The organism is Streptomyces sp. SID14436, assembly GCF_010548465.1.
Taxonomy (GTDB): domain Bacteria; phylum Actinomycetota; class Actinomycetes; order Streptomycetales; family Streptomycetaceae; genus Streptomyces.
Map to the genome: position 1 here is coordinate 1 of NZ_JAAGMD010000831.1, position 19464 is coordinate 19464.

Annotated in this window: 20 protein-coding genes; 7 read left to right on the forward strand and 13 right to left on the reverse strand. The window is 73.4% G+C overall.

All coding sequences use genetic code 11. The features are described from left to right. Positions 1–304 precede the first annotated feature (304 nt). Positions 305–1066 (reverse strand): alpha/beta hydrolase, encoded by a 762-nt coding sequence (locus tag G3I53_RS30070; RefSeq protein WP_164438973.1) that lies wholly within the window; start codon positions 1064–1066, stop codon positions 305–307. A gap of 112 nt (positions 1067–1178) precedes the next feature. On the opposite strand from G3I53_RS30070, the gene G3I53_RS30075 reads away from it, so the two are divergent. Beyond that, the gene (locus tag G3I53_RS30075; protein ID WP_164438974.1) at positions 1179–2336 is read left to right on the forward strand and encodes an adenosine deaminase; all 1158 of its coding nucleotides are present in this window, start codon (positions 1179–1181) and stop codon (positions 2334–2336) included. Positions 2337–2474: 138 nt separating this feature from the next. Further along, on the forward strand, positions 2475–2828 hold the full coding sequence (locus tag G3I53_RS30080; RefSeq protein WP_164346959.1) for an ATP-binding protein: 354 nt from the start codon (positions 2475–2477) through the stop codon (positions 2826–2828). Positions 2829–2947: 119 nt separating this feature from the next. Here the strand turns inward: G3I53_RS30080 and G3I53_RS30085 are convergent, their stop codons facing one another. The 5 genes from G3I53_RS30085 to afsQ1 form a co-directional block, all read right to left on the reverse strand. Then, positions 2948–3148 carry a PspC domain-containing protein gene (locus tag G3I53_RS30085; protein ID WP_164336461.1) on the reverse strand — a complete coding sequence of 67 codons (201 nt, stop codon included), beginning with the start codon at positions 3146–3148 and terminating at the stop codon, positions 2948–2950. Between the two features lie 58 nt (positions 3149–3206). Further along, complete coding sequence (locus G3I53_RS30090; protein WP_164336459.1) at positions 3207–3785, reverse strand: VanZ family protein; 579 nt, start codon at positions 3783–3785, stop codon at positions 3207–3209. Positions 3786–3876: 91 nt separating this feature from the next. Continuing rightward, complete coding sequence (locus G3I53_RS30095; RefSeq protein WP_164336457.1) at positions 3877–4491, reverse strand: hypothetical protein; 615 nt, start codon at positions 4489–4491, stop codon at positions 3877–3879. Beyond that, on the reverse strand, positions 4488–6167 hold the full coding sequence (locus tag G3I53_RS30100) for a HAMP domain-containing sensor histidine kinase (protein ID WP_164336455.1): 1680 nt from the start codon (positions 6165–6167) through the stop codon (positions 4488–4490). The genes G3I53_RS30095 and G3I53_RS30100 overlap by 4 nt, the downstream gene beginning before the upstream one ends. Further along, a complete protein-coding gene (gene afsQ1, locus G3I53_RS30105; protein WP_024883374.1) occupies positions 6164–6841 on the reverse strand; it encodes a two-component system response regulator AfsQ1 in 678 nt (225 codons plus the stop codon). The genes G3I53_RS30100 and afsQ1 overlap by 4 nt, the downstream gene beginning before the upstream one ends. A 241-nt stretch (positions 6842–7082) precedes the next feature. Between afsQ1 and G3I53_RS30110 the strand changes: the two genes are divergently transcribed. Continuing rightward, entirely contained in the window at positions 7083–7820 is a 738-nt protein-coding gene (locus G3I53_RS30110) for a SigE family RNA polymerase sigma factor (protein ID WP_164336453.1), read from the forward strand. 288 nt (positions 7821–8108) lie between these two features. Here the strand turns inward: G3I53_RS30110 and G3I53_RS30115 are convergent, their stop codons facing one another. Next, the gene (locus G3I53_RS30115; protein WP_164336451.1) at positions 8109–8837 is read right to left on the reverse strand and encodes a uridine kinase; all 729 of its coding nucleotides are present in this window, start codon (positions 8835–8837) and stop codon (positions 8109–8111) included. Between the two features lie 70 nt (positions 8838–8907). Between G3I53_RS30115 and G3I53_RS30120 the strand changes: the two genes are divergently transcribed. Further along, positions 8908–9312 carry a hypothetical protein gene (locus G3I53_RS30120; RefSeq protein WP_164336449.1) on the forward strand — a complete coding sequence of 135 codons (405 nt, stop codon included), beginning with the start codon at positions 8908–8910 and terminating at the stop codon, positions 9310–9312. A 71-nt stretch (positions 9313–9383) separates the two neighbouring features. Here G3I53_RS30120 and G3I53_RS30125 read toward each other — a convergent pair whose 3' ends face one another. From G3I53_RS30125 to deoC, 3 genes are read right to left on the reverse strand one after another with little or no spacing between them, the layout of a single operon-like run. Continuing rightward, a complete protein-coding gene (locus G3I53_RS30125; protein ID WP_164336447.1) occupies positions 9384–10274 on the reverse strand; it encodes an aldehyde dehydrogenase family protein in 891 nt (296 codons plus the stop codon). Beyond that, positions 10267–11703: an aldehyde dehydrogenase family protein gene (locus tag G3I53_RS30130; protein WP_164336445.1), complete on the reverse strand. Its 1437-nt coding sequence runs from the start codon at positions 11701–11703 to the stop codon at positions 10267–10269. The genes G3I53_RS30125 and G3I53_RS30130 overlap by 8 nt, the downstream gene beginning before the upstream one ends. Positions 11704–11708: 5 nt before the next feature. Further along, positions 11709–12662 (reverse strand): deoxyribose-phosphate aldolase, encoded by a 954-nt coding sequence (gene deoC / locus G3I53_RS30135; RefSeq protein ID WP_164336462.1) that lies wholly within the window; start codon positions 12660–12662, stop codon positions 11709–11711. Between the two features lie 206 nt (positions 12663–12868). Here deoC and G3I53_RS30140 point away from each other — a divergent pair, with 206 nt between their 5' ends. Next, a complete protein-coding gene (locus G3I53_RS30140) occupies positions 12869–13588 on the forward strand; it encodes a PH domain-containing protein (protein WP_164336443.1) in 720 nt (239 codons plus the stop codon). Positions 13589–13718: 130 nt separating this feature from the next. Here G3I53_RS30140 and G3I53_RS30145 read toward each other — a convergent pair whose 3' ends face one another. The 3 genes from G3I53_RS30145 to G3I53_RS30155 all read right to left on the reverse strand — a co-directional run bounded on the left by G3I53_RS30145 (position 13719) and on the right by G3I53_RS30155 (position 16882). After that, complete coding sequence (locus G3I53_RS30145) at positions 13719–15350, reverse strand: phospho-sugar mutase (protein ID WP_164336441.1); 1632 nt, start codon at positions 15348–15350, stop codon at positions 13719–13721. A gap of 177 nt (positions 15351–15527) precedes the next feature. Next, entirely contained in the window at positions 15528–16352 is an 825-nt protein-coding gene (locus G3I53_RS30150) for a purine-nucleoside phosphorylase (protein ID WP_164336439.1), read from the reverse strand. A 92-nt stretch (positions 16353–16444) separates the two neighbouring features. Continuing rightward, the gene (locus G3I53_RS30155; RefSeq protein WP_164336437.1) at positions 16445–16882 is read right to left on the reverse strand and encodes a gamma-glutamylcyclotransferase; all 438 of its coding nucleotides are present in this window, start codon (positions 16880–16882) and stop codon (positions 16445–16447) included. 97 nt (positions 16883–16979) lie between these two features. On the opposite strand from G3I53_RS30155, the gene G3I53_RS30160 reads away from it, so the two are divergent. Both G3I53_RS30160 and G3I53_RS30165 read left to right on the forward strand, forming a co-directional pair. Beyond that, the gene (locus tag G3I53_RS30160) at positions 16980–18428 is read left to right on the forward strand and encodes an NAD(P)H-quinone dehydrogenase (protein ID WP_164336435.1); all 1449 of its coding nucleotides are present in this window, start codon (positions 16980–16982) and stop codon (positions 18426–18428) included. A 215-nt stretch (positions 18429–18643) separates the two neighbouring features. Next, positions 18644–19464, forward strand: an 821-nt coding sequence (locus G3I53_RS30165) for a DeoR/GlpR family DNA-binding transcription regulator (RefSeq protein ID WP_239064189.1), incomplete at its 3' end; no start/stop codon positions are given.

Genomic DNA, 19464 nt, shown 5'->3' on the forward strand with positions numbered 1-19464 from the left:
CCGGCCCGACCGGCTGCCCGCCCGTCCGGGTGCGGTGCCGTCCCTCGCCCCCGGTCCGCGTGTCCCCGCGGGCCGCCGGTCACCCTCCGGCGCGTGGGCTGCGCAGGTGCTCCCTGCCCCGCCGACACGCCCGCCCCCGGATGCCTCCGGCCAACCGGTCCGAGCCTGCCCCGTTCCCCGACCACGGCGGTGCCCCCGTGATCCCCGGACGCACCGTCAGACCGAGCCGAGCCGAGCCGAGCCGAGTCGAACCGGACCGCCCGGGGGCCGCGTCCCGCCCGGGGCCCGGGCAGCGGGCGTCGGCTCAGCGGCGCAGCGACTTCCCGAACCCCGCTGCCAGCGGCATCCGCAGGCCCAGGGGCGGCGGGGCCGCGAAGGCGTCCTGGAGCGGGCGGGAGAAGGCCCGGCCGAACAGCGCGCCGCCCACGAAGTTCTCGGCGAGGGCGAGGACTTCGTCCCGGTACTGGGTCAGGCCGTGCCCGTCGGCGTGCACCTCGAAGCGGCAGACGTCCCGGTTGGCCTTCTTGGCCCGCGCGGCCAGCCGGAAGGACAGCTCCGGGTCGGTCCGGGCGTCGTGCGTGCCGTGCACGACGAGGACCCGGCGCCCGGCGAGCTGCTTCACCGGTTCGAGTGGCGTCCCGGTGTTCTCGGCGGGCAGCCAAGGGGCGAGCGCCAGCACGGAGTTGACGGCGTCGTGGCCGGCGGCGCGCAGCGCGGCGCGGCCGCCCATGCCGAGGCCGGCGAGGCACACCGGGACGTCCCCGTAGCGCCGTACGGCCTCGTCGGCGGCCCAGGCGGCGTCCTGCGCGAGGTGCGCCTCCTCGCCGTTCCAGCCGCGGTAGCGGTAGTGGACGACATGGGTGACCAGGCCCTCGTCGCGGGCCGCCCGGCCGAGCCGGCGGCCCAGGGTGCGGACGGAGGCGGTCGCCCTCATCGGGGACGGTCTGCGGCCGGAGACCTCGTCGCCGGGCGGGAGCAGGAGCACCACACCGCTCACCGCGGTCGGTTCGGGACCGAGGGCCTTCCCGAGCCGGGCCCTGCGAACCGGCGTCGCTTGCTGTGCCATGGCGCAACATTCTCAGAACCCGGGCCGAACCCGACCCGTCCGTGCGGTCACCGTTACGTATCGACGGATTCGTACACCGGTGATCTACGCGCGTAGGGGTTACAGTGCCGAGATGACCAGCCAGAGCATCGCGAACACGCCGACGGAGGAACAGATCCGCCGGGCGCCCAAGGTTCTGCTGCACGACCACCTGGACGGCGGGCTGCGCCCCGGCACCGTCGTCGACCTGGCCCGGGACAGCGGTTACGACCGGCTGCCGGAGACCGACGCCGACAAGCTGGGCCTGTGGTTCCGGGAGGCGGCCGACTCCGGTTCCCTGGAGCGGTACCTGGAGACCTTCTCGCACACCGTCGGTGTCATGCAGACCCGCGACGCGCTGGTGCGGGTCGCCGCCGAGTGCGCCGAGGACCTCGCCGAGGACGGTGTCGTCTACGCCGAGGTGCGGTACGCCCCCGAGCAGCACCTGGAGGGCGGGCTGAGCCTGGAGGAGGTCGTCGAGGCGGTCAACGAGGGCTTCCGGCAGGGCGAGCGGCGGGCGAAGGAGAACGGCCACCGCATCCGTGTCGGTGCCCTGCTCACCGCCATGCGGCACGCCGCCCGCGCCCTGGAGATCGCCGAACTCGCCAACCGTTACCGGGACCTGGGCGTCGTCGGCTTCGACATCGCGGGCGCCGAGGCCGGTTACCCGCCCACCCGGCACCTGGACGCCTTCGAGTACCTGAAGCGGGAGAACAACCACTTCACCATCCACGCCGGCGAGGCGTTCGGGCTGCCGTCCATCTGGCAGGCGCTCCAGTGGTGCGGTGCGGACCGGCTCGGGCACGGGGTGCGCATCATCGACGACATCCACGTCCGGGAGGACGGCTCGGTCGAGCTCGGCCGGCTCGCGTCCTACGTCCGGGACAAGCGGATCCCGCTCGAACTGTGCCCGAGCTCGAACCTGCAGACCGGGGCGGCGGACTCCTACGCCGAGCACCCCATCGGGCTGCTGCGGCGGCTGCATTTCCGCGCGACGGTCAACACGGACAACCGTCTCATGTCGGGTACGAGCATGAGTCGGGAATTCGAGCACCTTGTCGAGGCATTCGGTTACACGCTCGACGACCTCCAATGGTTCTCCGTCAATGCGATGAAATCAGCTTTCATTCCTTTCGATGAACGACTGGCCATGATCAATGACGTCATCAAGCCGGGATATGCCGAGCTGAAATCCGAATGGCTGTTCCGGCAGACCGCCTCCACCAGCGGTTCTGTCGGCGGAACGGGCTGACGCGGGAGCGTGCGCACACGAGGAATGCGGGCGGTGTTCACAATCCGTCCGCATTTCGCTGTTTGCGGCGGGCGGTACGCCGTGTTTACGGTCACAGCACCGCTCACATCCCCGTATCCCATTCGAGGACACATTTTCATGAAGCAGTCTGCTGCCAAGACCCTCGGTGTCGCCGCCCTCGGTGCCGCCTTCGCCGCCACCGGTGCGGGCGCCGCCACCGCGGCCCCGGCGCTCCCCGACGCCGGTTCGGCGCTGGACACCGTCACCCAGGCCGTCCCGGCGGAGAACGTCTCCGGTGTGCTGCCCGGTGCCGAGCGCGCCCTGGAGACCGGCCAGCAGGTGGCCGGCACGGGCATGACGGCCGCGCAGCCGGTCGCCCAGCAGCTTCTCTCCGAGGGCCCGACCCAGCCGGTGGCCGGTCTGCTCGGCGGTCTGCCGCTGGCGGGCCTGCCCACCCAGGGCCTGCCCGTCAACGGCCTGCCGCTCGGCTGACCCACCCAGGCGGAACCGCGCCGACGGGGCGCCCCGGAGCACGGGGGCGCCCCGTCGGCGTACCCGGGAACGCCGCCGGGCGGAGGGCGCCTGCGGGCCGCCGCGCTCCGGCGCCGGCCTCACCAGGCGGCCCGTTGCCTGTCCTCCGACGGCAGCAGGATCCACAGCGCGATGTACAGCAGGAACTGCGGGCCGGGGAGCAGGCACGACAGCAGGAACAGCACCCGCATCGTGGTCGAGGAGGTGCCGAAGCGCCGGGCCAGCGCGGCGCACACTCCGCCGATCATGCGGTCGTCGGTGGGTCGGGCGAGGCTGGACATCGTGGCTCCTTCGTGAGCGGTCCGAGGCCCCCGTCCGGGTGCCTCTCTGCCTACCACGTTACGGAGACGAAGGGGGCAAAGCGTCGCTCCACGGGGCGATCCCGACCCTGGGAATCGTAGGGGTCCGACCCTGAGCCGGTTCCTGGACCGGCATCGGCACCGCACGGCCGCCGGTCCGGCGGCGCAGCCAGGACCGTCCGGCGGGCACCACCGCGAGGTGCGCGAGCGCCGCGCCCGCCGTGTTCAGCAGCAGCGAGTCGACGTCCACGACCTGTCCCGGCACCGCAGTCTGGAGCATCTCGATGCCCAGCGACAGCAGCGCCGTGGCGGCCGTCGTGCGGATCAGCGAGCCCAGCGGGGACACCGCGAGCCGGCCCCCGGCCATGGGCAGCAGCACCCCCAGCGGCGCCAGCAGCGCCAGCCCCTCGCCGACCCGGCGGGCCCCCTCCGTCCAGCCCGCCGCGAAGTCGGCGCGCAGCCCGTCGAAGGGGCGCAGGTTGGCCGGCATGACCCAGGGGACGTCGAGCGGGCGCAGCGTGTACCAGGCCACGAGCGCGAGGTACGCGGCCAGGAGGATTCCTCCCGTCACACGGATACGGATCGCGGCGGTGCCGCCGATGGAGCCTTGACGCTGCACGAACCCCTAGACGCGGCGCCCGGCACGATCGGTTCCGCCGTGCCCCCCGTTCTCCGGCTGAGGCGTGCGCCACACCCGGCCCGCACCCTCGCTACCGGCCCCCGGAGACCTCCGCGGACGGCGGTTCGTTGCTGCCGGGGCGGGCCCGGACCTCCTCGGTGCACTCGTAGCGGCGCGGCGGCTCCCCGTCGGGCCCGGCGAGCACGACCGAGCCGTCGCCCTCGGCCGCGGCCGAGTCGGAGAAGGTGCACACGACCTGCGCGAGCGCGAACGACGTGAAGCTGCCGGGGGCGGTGCTCAGCCGCAGGGTGTCCTCCGGGTCCCCGGGGCGCGGCCCGCGCACGGTCGTCCCGGCCGGTACGTGCGTGGTGTAACCGGCCTGCTTCTCGGCGGCGGTCGGCGGGGCCGACAGCGCGTCCAGCAGGCCCTGGGCGACCCGCGCGCGCCGTCCGTCGTCCGCCGCGCCGTCCGGGACCCGTACGGTCCGGTCGACGGCCGCCAGCGACGAGCCGCACAGCAGGAACATGCGCACCGGCAGGCCCGCCCCGGCGCGTGTCGTGACGTCCGGCTCGGTCAGGGAGCAGCGCACCCGGGAGGGCGCCGGACCGAAGTCGGTGGGCACTTCCGTGGCCCGGATCCCGCAGCCGGTGGCCAGGAGACCGAGCGCGGTGGCGGCGAGCAGCCCTCTCATACGGCGTACGTTCATCCGGCGTCCCCCTCGGCGCCCCCGCCCCGGCCGGCGGACTTCCGCGTGCCGTCCGGCACGTCCCCGTTCTTCTTCCCCTCGCCCTCGCCCTCGCCCCCGTCGCCGGGGGCGTCCGCGTCGTCCCGCTCGGTCAGCGCGGTGGCGTCCCGGGGCAGCCGCAGGGTGAACACCGCGCCGCCCTCCTCCGGGTCGTTGACCGCGGTGATCTCGCCGCCGTGGATGTGGGCGTTCTCCAGGGCGATGGACAGGCCCAGGCCGCTGCCCTCGGACCGCGGCCGGGAGGCGCTGGCCTTGTAGAAGCGGTCGAACACGTGCGGCAGGACCTCCTCGGGGATGCCCGGCCCGTGGTCGCGCACCTCGATGACCACCGCTCCGCCGTCCTGGGCACCCTCCTCGCGCTCCTCGCGCACCGCCACCCGCACCGGCGAACCGCCGTGCTTGAGGGCGTTGCCGATGAGGTTGGCCAGGATGACGTCCAGCCGGCGGGGGTCGATGCGGGCGTGGATGCCGCGCTCGGCGTCCAGGTCCACCGCGTCCAGCCAGGCCCTCGCGTCGATGCAGGCGGTGATCTGGTCGGCGACGTCGACGTCGTCGAGGACCAGCCGGGCGGTGCCCGCGTCGAAGCGGGTCACCTCCATCAGGTTCTCCACCAGATCGTTCAGCCGCCGCGTTTCGCTGACGACCAGCCGCACCGCGGGCTCGATCATCGGGTCGATGCCGCCGCCCTCGAACTCCAGCTCCTCCTCGAGGACTTCGGTCACGGCGGTGATCGCGGTCAGCGGGGTGCGCAGCTCGTGGCTCATGTCCGCCACGAACCGGCGGGACGCCTCGTCGCGGGCCGCCATCTCGGCCACCCGTTTCTCCAGCGCCTCCGCCGCCTTGTTGAACGTGCGGGACAGGTCGGCCAGTTCGTCGGTCCCGGACACCCTGAGCCGGGTGTCCAGCCGCCCCTCGCCGAGCCGCCGCGCGGCCACCCCGAGCCGCTGCACGGGCTTGAGGACCGTGGTCGCGGCGGCCTGCGCGAGCAGGGCGGAGCCGATGAGCGCCAGTCCGGTGGCGATCCCCAGCGACCACGCCAGCGAGTTGAGGTCCTTGGCCTCCGGCTCCAGCGACTTGAGCATGTAGCCGGTCGGCCCGCCGCCGATCATCCGGGCCCCCGCCACCAGGTAGGGGGTGTCGTCCTCGACGATCCGCTGCCAGTACATGCGATGCGGGTGCTTGTTGGTCGAGGTGATCTTCTGCTGCTCGGCCACCGCGGTGCGCAGCGACTCGGGGACGTCCGCCAGCGAGAAGCCGTTCAGCCCGCCCGAACTGCCGTACACCGTGCGGCCCTCGGGGTCCTCGGCGACGAGCAGCACCGTGAAGCGCTGACTGCTGTTGGCCATCTGCCCGGCGGTGTGCTGGAGTTCGTCCTGCGTCGGGTGCTCGGGCAGGGCGCCCGCCCGGGTCTGCATCGCCTGCTCGAAGTCCCGGAGCACGGCGTCCTGCGTGCGGGTGAGCACCGCCTCACGGTTGAGCCAGTACGCGATGCCGGACGCGGACACCGCGGCGGTGAGCGCGACCAGCGCGAAGACGAGGACGAGACGCAGCCGGAGGCTGGTCAGGCGCAGCCGGGCCCACACTCCCTTGCGTGCCGCGGACCAGCGGCGGGATCCCCCCTGGTGTTCCTGGGTCACTGAGGCGGGTCCAGCCGGTAGCCGACACCGCGCACGGTACGGATCAGCGTCGGGGACGACGGCACGTCCTCGACCTTGGCGCGCAGCCGCTGGACACACGCGTCCACCAGGCGCGAGTCGCCCAGGTAGTCGTGCTCCCACACCAGCCGCAGCAACTGCTGCCGGGACAGGGCCTGGCCCGGCCGCCGGCTCAGTTCGAGCAGCAGGCGCAGCTCGGTCGGCGTCAGCTGGAGGTCCTCGCCGTTCTTCGTCACCGTCATCGCCGACCGGTCGATGACGAGGCTGCCGAAGGTCGCCGAGTCGCTGGACTCCCGCTCGCCGCGGCGCAGCACCGCCCGGATCCGGGCGTCCAGTACCCGGCCCTGCACGGGCTTGACGACGTAGTCGTCGGCGCCGGACTCCAGTCCGACCACCACGTCGATGTCGTCGTTGCGCGCGGTGAGCAGGATGATCGGCAACTGGTCGGTGCGCCGGATGCGCCGGCACACCTCGAAGCCGTCGATGCCGGGCAGCATCACATCCAGCACGATCAGATCCGGGCGCTGCTCGCGCAGCAGCTTCAGACCGTCCTCACCGCTGGCAGCAGTCGCCACCCGGTGTCCCTGGCGCGTCAGAGAGAGCTCCAGGGCCGTACGGATGGCGTCGTCGTCCTCGATCAGCAACAGGGAAGGCACGGGCTCATTCTGGCCCATGGAGGGCTTCCGGTTCGACCCGCGCACGCAGATGCCCGTTGGACCCGCATAAAGGCGGCTACGTGCACCGACTCCCGTGAAGATCGTGTGCCCGCGGGGCGCCCGGCCCCTGTGACAGGTCTGTGACAGTCGGCGGACACGGTCATGAAGTGGGTTCGGCAAGCTGTTCGGCACAGGCAAGAACAGCACCGGGGGACCGGAAGTCCACGACGGGGGGCGCGAGATGAACACGCTGCACGGCTCTGGCACCAGCGCAGTGATCACGCGTCTGCACGACGTGCACCGGGGTGCTGCCGAGAAGTCCGGTGCCGTGTCCAAGCGGGGGTGCTCGCACGGCACCGGGCGTCACACCGCCTACATGACGGTGGTGGACGCGCCGACGGGGGAGGCACACGGGGGAAGCGCGTACGGGGAGGGCTCGGGGGAGCGTCGCTCGCCGTCGGAGGCGGAGTTCACCGCCTACGTCCAGGAGCGCCGCGCCTCCCTGTACGCCACCGCCTACCACCTGACCGGTGACCGTTTCGAGGCCGAGGACCTGCTGCAGAGCGCGCTGTTCTCGACCTACCGGGCGTGGGACCGGATCAGCGACAAGGCGGCGGTCGGCGGATACCTCCGCCGCACCATGACGAACCTGCACATCAGCGCCTGGCGGCGCCGCAAGCTCAACGAGTACCCGACCGAGGAACTGCCGGAGACGGCCGGTGACACGGACGCGATGCGCGGCACCGAGCTGCGCGCCGTCCTGTGGCAGGCGCTGGCCCGGCTGCCCGAGCTCCAGCGCACCATGCTGGTCCTGCGCTACTACGAGGGCCGCACGGATCCGGAGATCGCGGACATCCTCGGCATCAGTGTCGGCACGGTGAAGTCCAGCATCTGGCGGTCGCTCCGCCGGCTGCGCGAGGACGAGGTCCTCAGCTTCGGCCGTGACGAGGAGAGCGCCTTCGGCGAGCTGGTCGCCTGAAGGTCCGGGGGGACCGGCGGGGGACGCGGGACCGGAGGATCGGGGGATCCGACGGTTCCGGGAGACCGGTCACCGGGGGGGAACCGCGGGGACGCCGGGGGGCGTCACCGCACACACGGGGGGGACCTCAAGGGGGTCACGGGGGACCCTGGGGGGGATCCGGGGGGATCCCGCGAGGGGGGACGCACGGGGGAGGAACACGGGGGAGCACAAAGGAGCGGGACTGGAGGGCCGGGGGGTCCGTCCAGTCCCGTTTCCGTGTGTGCGGGGCCTTCGGCCGCCCCCTGACTACGCCGGGGTGCCGGTGCCGGTCGGCGTGCCCGTGCCCCTCCTGGAACGGCCCGCTGCCGCCGCCGCGTTCAGCCGGCCCAGCGCCTCGTCCCGGTCGCAGGCGTGGGCGCCCAGCGCCGTCTGGCGGGCCACGATGGACCGCTCCAGGCGCATCAGGCGCCAGCCGCGGCGCAGCAGGAACGGCACCGACTTGCGGCCCTCGCGCAGATCCCGCAGGAAGCGGCGGCGGAACGTCGTCACCGGGCCCCGGCTCAGGCACAGCGCGTCGGCCAGCAGGCCCGCCTCCCGGCACCGCGTGACGATCTCCGCGGCGAAGACGCCCTCCGCGATGAACAGCGGCGCGCCGCCGATGTCGACGCTGCCCTCGCCGGTGCGGGCGCTCAGCGAGATGTCGTAGACGGGGATGCCGGTACGGCCGGTGCGGCACAGCCGTTCGATCGCGGCGACCGCGGTGTCCGCGTCCCAGGAGCCGGGGTGGTCCCAGTCGATGTCGGAACTGCCCGCGACCAGCGGGAGCGTCGGGTCGTCGCCCTCCTTGTAGAAGTCGTCGAGGCGCAGCACCGGAAGGCCGGAACGGGCCGCGAGGAGGGACTTGCCGGAGCCTGAGGGGCCGCAGAGCAGCACGACACGCGCGGATACGGGCGACTGGGAACTCACGGGACACCATTGTGCGGCAGCGGGCGGCCCCCGGACGACCCCGCGGGTCGGCTTTGATGCGCGCCTCACACCTCAACTACGCTTCGCGTCGACCCGGTTACGCAGTGCAGGCAGAACAAGGCAAGAGGTGGCAGCAGCGATGGCCCGACACGTCTCCCCGAAGAAGCCGACCGTCCGACGCGCCCTGGCGGTCCTCGCGACCGCCGGTGCGGCCCTCGGGGCGGGCGCGGCGTCGGCCGCGGCGGACACCGAGCCGCCGGCGGGCGCCACGGAGAGCCGCCCCGCCTCGCTCGGGGACGTCGACCCGCAGGCCGGGCTCCAGGCGCTGACCGGCACCGTCGGGTACGTCACCGGCCCGGTCGCGGGCCTGAAGCCCAACCCGCTGGCCGGCACCGGCGTCGACCCCCTCGACAACGGGGTGGGCACCCAGCTCGCCGACTTCCAGCCGCTGACCTCGCAGGCGCTGACCGGCCCGGTGGCGCAGGCCCCGTCGGTCGACAGCATCCCCGTGGTCGGCCAGGTGACCGGCCTGCTCGGCGCCTGACCCCCGGTGTGCGAAGAGCCGCGCCCCTCCCGGACGGAGGAGGAGCGCGGCTCTCCGGCTGTGGGGGGTGGTCAGTAGGCCGAGCCGGAGGCGCCCAGCGAACCCGTCGGGTGCCAGACGGTCTTGGTCTCCAGGAAGGCCGTCATGCGGTCCGTGCCGGGCGTCGCCGCCCAGTCGTCCACAGGCTGTGGACGCAGCACCCGCTTGAGGTTGTCGGCCGCCGCCGTCTCCAGCTCCTTCGCCAGCACCTCGTCGGCGCCCGCCAGGTCGATCGCGTTGACGTCCTGGTGCGCGGCCAGCGGCGCGGCGATCTCCGCCGTGCGGCCGGACAGCACGTTGACGACCCCGCCGGGCAGGTCGGAGGTGGCCAGCACCTCGCCCAGCGACAGCGCGGGCAGCGGAGCCCGCTCCGAGGCCACCACGACCGCCGTGTTGCCGGTGGCGATCACCGGGGCGACGACCGAGACCAGGCCCAGGAAGGACGACTCCTGCGGGGCCAGGACGGCGACGACGCCCGTCGGCTCGGGGGACGACAGGTTGAAGTACGGGCCGGCGACCGGGTTGCCGCCGCCGGTCACCTGAGCGATCTTGTCGGTCCAGCCCGCGTACCAGACCCAGCGGTCGATCGCCGCGTCCACCTGGTCGGCGGCCTTGGACTTCGACAGTCCCTCGGCCGCCGCGACCTCGCGGACGTACTGCTCGCGGCGGCCCTCCAGCATCTCGGCGACGCGGTACAGGATCTGGCCCCGGTTGTACGCGGTCGCGCCGGACCAGCCGCCGAACGCCTTGCGCGCGGCGGACACCGCGTCCCGGGCGTCCTTGCGGGAGGACTGGGGGGCGTTCGCCAGCCACGTGCCCTTGGAGTCGGTCACCTCGTACACCCGGCCGCTCTCCGAACGCGGGAACTTCCCGCCGACGTACAGCTTGTAGGTCTTGAAGACACTGAGTCGCGGGTCAGACATCGAGGTACGCCTCCAGGCCGTGGCGGCCGCCCTCGCGGCCGTAGCCCGACTCCTTGTACCCGCCGAACGGCGAGGTCGGGTCGAACTTGTTGAACGTGTTGGACCAGACGACACCCGCCCGGAGCTTGTTCGCCACGGCGAGGATCCGCGAGCCCTTCTCCGTCCAGATGCCCGCCGACAGGCCGTACGGCGTGTTGTTCGCCTTGGCGACGGCCTCGTCGGGGGTGCGGAAGGTGAGCACCGACAGCACCGGGCCGAAGATCTCGTCGCGGGCGACGGTGTGCGCCTGGGTGACGCCGGTGAACAGCGTCGGGGCGAACCAGTAGCCGCTCTCCGGCAGGTCGCACGGGGCGGACCAGCGCTCGGCGCCTTCCGCCTCGCCCCGCTCGACCAGCGAGGTGATGCGGCTGAGCTGCTCCTCGGAGTTGATCGCGCCGATGTCGGTGTTCTTGTCCAGCGGGTCGCCGAGGCGCAGCGTGGACAGGCGGCGCTTGAGGGCGTCCAGCACCTCGTCCTCGACCGACTCCTGCACCAGCAGCCGGGAGCCCGCGCAGCAGACCTGGCCCTGGTTGAAGAAGATGCCGTTGACGATGCCCTCGACGGCCTGGTCGACGGGGGCGTCGTCGAAGACGATGTTGGCGCCCTTGCCGCCCAGTTCGAGGGTGACCTTCTTGCGGGTGCCCGCGACGGTGCGCGCGATCTGCTTGCCGACGGCGGTGGAGCCGGTGAAGGCCACCTTGTTCACGTCGGGGTGCGCGACCAGGGCGGCTCCGGCGCGGCCGTCGCCGGTGACGATGTTGACGACGCCCCGGGGCAGCCCGGCCTGGCGGCAGACGTCCGCGAAGAACAGGGCGGACAGCGGGGTCGTCTCGGCCGGCTTGAGCACGACCGTGTTGCCGGTGGCCAGCGCCGGGGCGATCTTCCACGCCAGCATCAGCAGCGGGAAGTTCCACGGGATGACCTGGCCGGCCACGCCCAGCGGACGCGGGTTGGCGCCGAAACCGGCGTGGTCCAGCTTGTCGGCCCAGCCCGCGTAGTAGAAGAAGTGCGCGGCGACCAGGGGCAGGTCCGCGTCGCGGGTCTCCTTGATCGGCTTGCCGTTGTCCAGGGTCTCCAGGACGGCCAGCTCGCGGCTGCGCTCCTGGATGATCCGGGCGATGCGGAAGAGGTACTTCGCCCGCTCGGAGCCGGGCAGCGCGGACCACTTCTCGAACGCCTTGCGGGCGGCGCCGACCGCGCGGTCGATGTCGGCCTCGCCGGCCTCGGCTACCTCGGAGAGGACCTCCTCGGTGGCGGGGGAGACCGTCTTGAAGACCTTGCCGTCCGCGGCCTCGGCGAACTCGCCGTCGATGAACAGGCCGTAGGAGGGGGCGATGTCGACGACCGAGCGGGACTCGGGCGCCGGGGCGTACTCGAATGCGGATGCCATGGTGATCAGTCCACCGTCACGTAGTCGGGGCCGGAGTAACGGCCGGTGGCCAGCTTCTGCCGCTGCATCAGCAGGTCGTTGAGCAGCGAGGAGGCGCCGAAGCGGAACCAGTGGTTGTCCAGCCAGTCCTCGCCCGCCGTCTCGTTGACCAGGACGAGGAACTTGATGGCGTCCTTGCTGGTGCGGATGCCGCCGGCCGGCTTCACGCCGACCTGGATGCCGGTCTGGGCGCGGAAGTCGCGCACCGCCTGGAGCATCAGCAGGGTGTTGGCGGGCGTGGCGTTGACCGCCACCTTGCCGGTCGAGGTCTTGATGAAGTCGGCCCCGGCCAGCATGCCGAGCCAGCTCGCCCGGCGGATGTTGTCGTACGTGGACAGCTCGCCGGTCTCGAAGATGACCTTGAGCCGGGCGCTCGCCCCGCAGGCCTCCTTCACGGCGGTGATCTCGTCGTACACCTTCAGGTAGTTGCCCGCGAGGAAGGCGCCGCGGTCGATGACCATGTCGATCTCGTCCGCGCCGGCGGCGACGGCCTCGCGGACGTCGGCCAGCTTGACGGCGATCGGGGCACGGCCCGCCGGGAACGCGGTGGCGACGGAGGCCACCTTGACGCCGGAGCCGGCCACGGCCCGCTTGGCCACGGCCACCATGTCGGGGTAGACGCACACCGCGGCCGTGGCGGGCGCGCTGCGGTCGGTCGGGTCGGGGAGGACCGCCTTGGCGCCGAGCGCCCGGACCTTGCCCGGGGTGTCCGCGCCTTCCAGCGTCGTCAGGTCGACCATCGAGATGGCGAGGTCGATGGCGTACGCCTTCGCGGTCGTCTTGATCGAACGGGTGCCGAGGGAGGCGGCGCGCGCCTCCAGGCCGACCGCGTCGACGCCGGGCAGCCCGTGGAGGAAGCGGCGCAGCGTGCTGTCGGACGCGGTGACGTCAGCAAGTGCGTGGGGTGCAGTGGTGGGCATGGTCACCAGACGAGCATATCTACGCGCGTAGCGGCTGTACAGCCCCCGACCTCCCTCCCGTGCACGCGCGCGACCCGCCCGCGCGCCCGGCGGACCCGGCGGCGGGCGCGGCCCCGTCCGTCCCTCCGTCCCCGCCCGCACCTTTCCGCTCGGGCGCACCGGACCGCGAGGGGAAGCCCGTCCGGCCCGTCGGGCAGAATCGCGGTATGACGACACCCGACCCCCAGCCGCCTGCCCCCGATCCCTCGCAGCCCTCCGGGACCGACGCTCCCGGGGCCGGGGACGAGGTGCACCGGTCCCACGCGGGCATCGCCGGCGGGGTCCTGCTCCTCGCCGTCTGCGCGTGGTTCGGCATCGACGCCGCCGTCCGGGGCGAGGGCCGCACCCTGTGGCTCGCGCTCGCCTCGCTGCTCGTGGCCGTGCCGCTGGTCGTCGCCTTCACGGTGCGCCCCGCCGTGTACGTCAACGACGACCGGCTGCGGATCCGCAACCCCTTCCGGCTGATCGTGCTGCCCTGGGGGGCGGTCGCCTCGCTGCGCTCCGGCTACTCCAACGAGGTGTTCGACGAGTCCGGCACCAAGTACCAGCTGTGGGCCCTGCCCGTGTCGCTGCGGGCCCGCAAGAAGGCGGCCCGGCGGGAGATGCGGGCGACGGGGGAGCGGGCCGAGGGCGTCGACGTGCGCCGGGCCGGACAGGCCCCGAGTGTGGGCGACGCCTTCCGGCGCGGCGGCCGGTCCTCCGCCGCCTCCGAGGGACCGGTGCGCGGCCGCACCGACAGCGTCATGGACGACCTGCGCGCGCTGCACGAACGCCGCCAGGGCGCGGCCACCGCCCAGGGCGGGACCGTCGTGCGGTGGGCCTACGAGATCCTCGCCCCTGCGGCGGCCGGCGCGGTGCTGCTGGCGGTGCTGCTGGCGACGGGCTGACCACCGTCCCGCGCGTGTGCCGGCCGTCCGGCGCCGCGCGGCACCGGGGCCGATACGGAAGCCGCTCGGGCCGGGGACGCTCCCGGCGAGCGTCCCCGGCCCGGGGTGAGGGTGCGCCGGGTCCGTCCGGTCAGATGCCGGCGGCCCGGGACAGGTCCTGCTTGAGGGCGCCCAGCAGTTCCGTCGCGCGGGCACGGGCGGCCGGCAGGCCGTCCCGGCCGTCGACCGGGACCACCACCTCCAGGTAGCACTTCAGCTTCGGCTCCGTGCCGCTCGGGCGGACGACGACCCGGGCCCCGTCCAGGGTGTAGCGCAGGCCGTCCGTCGGCGGCAGCTTCGCCGAACCCCGGGTGAGGTCCTCGGCCTCCACCACCCGCAGCCCGGCCAGCTCGGACGGGGGCCGCTCGCGCAGCCGGCCCATCGCGTCCGCGATCAGCGAGAGGTCCTCCACCCGCACCGACAGCTGGTCGGTGGCGTGCAGCCCGTGCTCCACCGCCAGGTCGTCCAGCAGGTCGAGCAGCGTGCGGCCCTCGGACTTCAGCACCGAGGCCAGCTCGGTGAGCAGCAGTGCCGCCGTGATGCCGTCCTTGTCGCGGACGCCGTCGGGGTCGACGCAGTAGCCCAGGGCCTCCTCGTAGCCGTAGCGCAGGCCGTCGACGCGGGCGATCCACTTGAACCCGGTCAGGGTCTCCTCGTACGGCAGGCCGGCCGCCTCGGCGATCCGGCCGAGCAGGGAGGACGACACGATCGACTCCGCGAACGTGCCGGACGCCCCCCGCCGCACCAGGTGCGCGGCGAGCAGCGCGCCCACCTCGTCGCCGCGCAGCATGCGCCAGTCGCCGCCGTCCCGCACGGCGGCGGCGCAGCGGTCGGCGTCCGGGTCGTTGGCGATGACCAGGTCCGGTCCGGTCGCCCGGGCCTGCGCGAAGGCCAGGTCCATCGCGCCGGGCTCCTCCGGGTTGGGGAACGCGACGGTGGGGAAGTCGGGGTCGGGTTCGGCCTGCTCGGCGACCAGCACCGGCTCGGGGAAGCCGGCCCGGGCGAAGGCGGCGAGCAGCACGTCCTTGCCGACGCCGTGCATGGCCGTGTAGACGGTGCGGGCGGTGCGGGGGGAGTCCGGGGCGAGGACCGCGTCGGTGCGGGCGAGGTAGGCGTCCAGGACGCCGTCGTCCAGGGTCTCCCAGCCGTCGGCGGGGCGGGGGACCGTGGCCAGCGACGTGACGGCCTCGATCTCCGCGGCGATCTCGGCGTCGGCCGGGGGCACGATCTGGGAGCCGTCGCCGAGGTACACCTTGTAGCCGTTGTCCCGGGGCGGGTTGTGGCTGGCGGTGACCTCGACCCCGGCGACCGCGCCGAGGTGCCGGATCGCGAAGGCGAGGACGGGCGTCGGCAGCGGGCGGGGCAGGACGGCCGCCCGCAGGCCGGCGCCGGTCATCACGGCGGCGGTGTCGCGCGCGAACTCCGCCGACTTGTGGCGGGCGTCGTAGCCGATGACGACGAGACCGCCCTGGTGGCCCTGCTCGCGCAGGTACGCGGCGAGACCGGCGGCGGCGCGGATCACGACCGCGCGGTTCATCCGCATCGGACCGGCCCCGAGCTCACCGCGGAGACCGGCGGTGCCGAACTGCAGGGTGCCGCCGAAGCGGTCGGCGAGTCCGGCGTGGTCCCCGGCCTCGATGAGCCGGGCGAGTTCCTCGCGGGTGTCCGCGTCGGGGTCCTCGGCGAGCCAGGCCCGGGCGCGGGCGATGAGGGCGTCGTGCACGGTCGGTCAGCCTCTCGTCGTGCGGGTGGGTGTACGGGAACTGGGGATGCGGGTGCCCGGGCCCGCGGGGCGGGGTGCGCGGCGCACCCGTCGGCGGGCGGCGGGGCGGGTCCGCACCGTAAACCGCCAGCGCCCAGGGCGCGGGACGGCTGCCCGCGCCCGGCACCGCGGGGCCGGTTACAGGCGGCCGAGGACCTGGGTGAGCAGGGCGCCCATGCGGGTGGCGGAGTCGCGGCCGGCCTGGAGGACCTCCTCGTGGTTGAGGGGTTCGCCGGTCATCCCGGCGGCCAGGTTGGTCACCAGGGAGATGCCCAGGATCTCGGCGCCCGCCTCACGCGCGGCGATGGCCTCCAGCACCGTCGACATGCCCACCAGGTCCGCGCCGATGACGCGGGCCATGCGGATCTCGGCCGGGGTCTCGTAGTGCGGGCCGGGGAACTGGGCGTAGACGCCCTCCTCCAGGCTGGGGTCGATCTCCTTGCACAGGGCGCGCAGGCGCGGCGAGTAGAGATCGGTCAGGTCGACGAAGTTGGCGCCGACGATGGGGGAGGTGGCCGTGAGGTTGATGTGGTCGCTGATCAGGACCGGCTGGCCGGGGCGCATGCCCTCGCGCAGGCCGCCGCAGCCGTTGGTCAGGACGACGGTCTTGGCGCCGGCCGCGACCGCGGTGCGCACCCCGTGGGCGACGGGGGCGACCCCGCGGCCCTCGTAGTAGTGGGTGCGGCCCAGGAAGACCAGGGCCCGCTTGCTGCCGACCCGGTACGAGCGGATCTTGCCTCCGTGGCCCTCGACCGCCGGGGGCGGGAAGCCGGGCAGCTCGGTGACCTGGAACTCCGCGTCGGGCTCGCCGAGGGCGTCGACGGCCGGGGCCCAGCCGGAGCCCATCACGAGGGCGACGTCGTGGGTCTCGGCGCCCGTCAGTTCGCGCAGGCGCGCGGCGGCGGCGTCGGCTGCGGCGTACGGGTCGCCCTGGATGTCGTCCGGAAGAAGAGAAGCGTTCACCCGCACGAGAGTAGCCGGTCTTCGCCTACGCGCGTAGATGTGAAAGCTCACGGGGTGGCGATCGTTGTCTTGTCGTTTCCGGCGAGAAGGGCTCAGCAGGGCCGCTTGCGCAGCTCCATCACGTAGTCGTGCGGGGCGCCGGCGGACTCCGCCGCGTCGGCGATCTCGCCCAGGTAGCGGGCGGAGGGCAGGCCGCCCTCGTAGGCGTTCAGGACGTAGGTCCAGGCCCGCTCCTCGCCGTCCAGGGTGTGCACGCGGACCCGGGTGCGGCGGTAGATGCCCAGGCCGGAGCCCTCCCAGCGGTCCAGGGACTCCTCGTCCATGGGCGCGATGTCGTAGAGCGCCACGAACACCTGCGCCAGGGGGTCCTCGACCAGGGTCGCCAGCGCGCCGTCCCAGCCGATGTGCTCGCCCCCGAACGTCAGCCGCCACCCGTTGAGCCACCCGGTGGCGCGCAGCGGCGAGTGGGGTGCGCGGCGGGACATCAGCCGCGCGTCGAGGTTGCCGGCGTACGCGGCGTAGAGCGACATGAGGAGAGCGTACGGCAGCCGTCCCACGGGCCCCCGCGGTAACAGGGCAGCCACGGCCGGGCCCCCGGGGCGGCTGCACGGTGAAGTGTGCGGGACAATGGAGTACGTGACTCGGATCGTGATCATCGGTGGCGGACCCGGCGGATACGAAGCGGCGCTGGTCGCCGCGCAGCTCGGCGCGGAGGTGACCGTCGTCGATGCCGACGGCCTGGGCGGTGCGTCGGTGCTGACCGACTGCGTGCCGTCCAAGACCCTCATCGCCACGGCGGAGGTGATGACCACCTTCGACTCCTCCTACGAGGAACTGGGCATCATCGTCGCCGACGACACCCCCCACATCGAGCAGGCCGCCCGCGTGGTCGGCGTGGACCTGGGCAAGGTCAACCGCCGGGTGAAGCGGCTGGCGCTCGCCCAGTCGCACGACATCGCCGCGTCCGTGACCCGGGCCGGCGCGCGCGTGCTGCGCGGCCGGGGCCGCCTGGAGGGCATGCAGTCCCTCGACGGCTCCCGCAAGGTCGTGGTGCGCGCCGCCGACGGCACCGAGGAGACGCTCACCGCGGACGCCGTCCTGATCGCCACCGGCGGGCACCCCCGCGAGCTGCCCGACGCCCGCCCCGACGGCGAGCGCATCCTGAACTGGACCCAGGTCTACGACCTCACCGAACTCCCGGAGGAGCTCATCGTGGTCGGCTCGGGTGTCACCGGCGCCGAGTTCGCCGGCGCCTACCAGGCGCTCGGCTCGCGGGTGACCCTGGTGTCCTCGCGCGACCGCGTGCTGCCCGGTGAGGACCCGGACGCGGCGGCCGTCCTGGAGGACGTCTTCCGGCGCCGCGGGATGAACGTGATGGCACGCTCGCGCGCGGCGTCCGCCAAGCGGGTCGGCGACCGGGTGGAGGTCACCCTCGCCGACGGGCGGGTCATCACCGGCTCGCACTGCCTGATGGCGGTCGGCGCCGTCCCGAACTCCGCGGGCATGGGCCTGGAGGAGGCCGGCGTCCGGCTGCGGGACTCCGGGCACATCTGGACCGACAAGGTGTCGCGGACCACCGCCCCGGGCGTGTACGCGGCCGGTGACGTCACCGGGGTGTTCGCGCTGGCGTCGGTGGCGGCGATGCAGGGCCGCATCGCGATGTACCACTTCCTCGGCGACGCCGTCGCCCCGCTGAACCTGAAGACCGTCTCGTCCAACGTCTTCACCGACCCCGAGATCGCCACCGTCGGCTACACCCAGGCCGACGTCGACGGCGGGAAGATCGAGGCGCGCGTGGTGAAGCTGCCGCTGCTGCGCAACCCGCGCGCCAAGATGCAGGGCATCCGCGACGGCTTCGTCAAGATCTTCTGCCGGCCGGGCACCGGGATCGTCGTCGGCGGTGTCGTGGTCGCGCCCCGCGCCTCCGAGCTGATCCACCCCATCTCGCTCGCCGTGGACAACAACCTGACGGTGGAGCAGATCGCCAAGGCCTTCACCGTCTACCCGTCGCTGTCCGGGTCGATCGCGGAGGTCGCGCGGCAGCTGCACACCCGCAAGGCGGACGGCGCGGGCTGAGCGCCGCCGCGCACGGCCGGAACCGACTCCCCGCGCACAGCGGGGAGTTGCGGAGGTTGCGGGCGGCATAGGCGGGCGGCCTAGGCCTTATACCACTTGCCCCTGTGGCGTGCGAACAACTTCTGCTATTCAGCGCAAACTGCTGAAAGCAGACGGTCGCTGGCGTTACTGTCAGTTTCGTGTTCGCTGCAGAACGTCGCCAATTGATCCTCGAAATGGTGCGAGCGAACGGGGCCGTGTCGCTCCGTGAACTCGCCCGCGTCGTCCAGACCTCCGAAGTGACCGTACGGCGGGACGTGCGCGCGCTGGAGGCAGAAGGACTCCTCGACCGCCGGCACGGCGGTGCGGTACTGCCGGGCGGTTTCACGCGAGAGTCCGGTTTCCCGCAGAAGTCCCATCTCGCGACCGCCGAGAAGACCGCGATCGCCGACCTCGCCGCGAACTTCGTGGAAGAGGGCGAGGCCGTCGTGGTCGGTGCGGGCACCACCACACAGGAGCTGGCCCGCCGGCTCGCCCGCGTGCCGGGCCTCACCGTGGTCACCAACTCCCTGCTGGTCGCCCAGGCGCTGGCCCACGCCAACCGGGTCGAGGTCGTGATGACCGGCGGCACGCTCCGCGGCTCCAACTACGCCCTCGTGGGCAGCGGGGCCGAGCAGTCCCTCCAGGGGCTGCGGGTGTCCCGCGCCTTCCTCTCGGGGAGCGGCCTGACCGCCGAGCGGGGGCTGTCCACGTCCAACATGCTCTCGGCGTCCGTGGACCGCGCGCTGGTGCAGGCCGCGGCCGAGGTGGTGGTCCTCGCCGACCACACCAAGCTGGGCACCGACACCATGTTCCAGACCGTGCCCACGGACCTCATCACCCGCCTCGTCACGGACGAACCGCCCGCCCACGACGACCGCGCGGCCACCGAGCTCCAGGCGCTCGCCGACCAGGGCGTGCAGATCGCCGTCGCCGGCGCCCCCGGGGGGTCGACGGCCCAGGGGGGTGACGGCGGCCCGGCGCGCCGGCAGCGCCGGGACGTGCCTCTGCCCGGGCC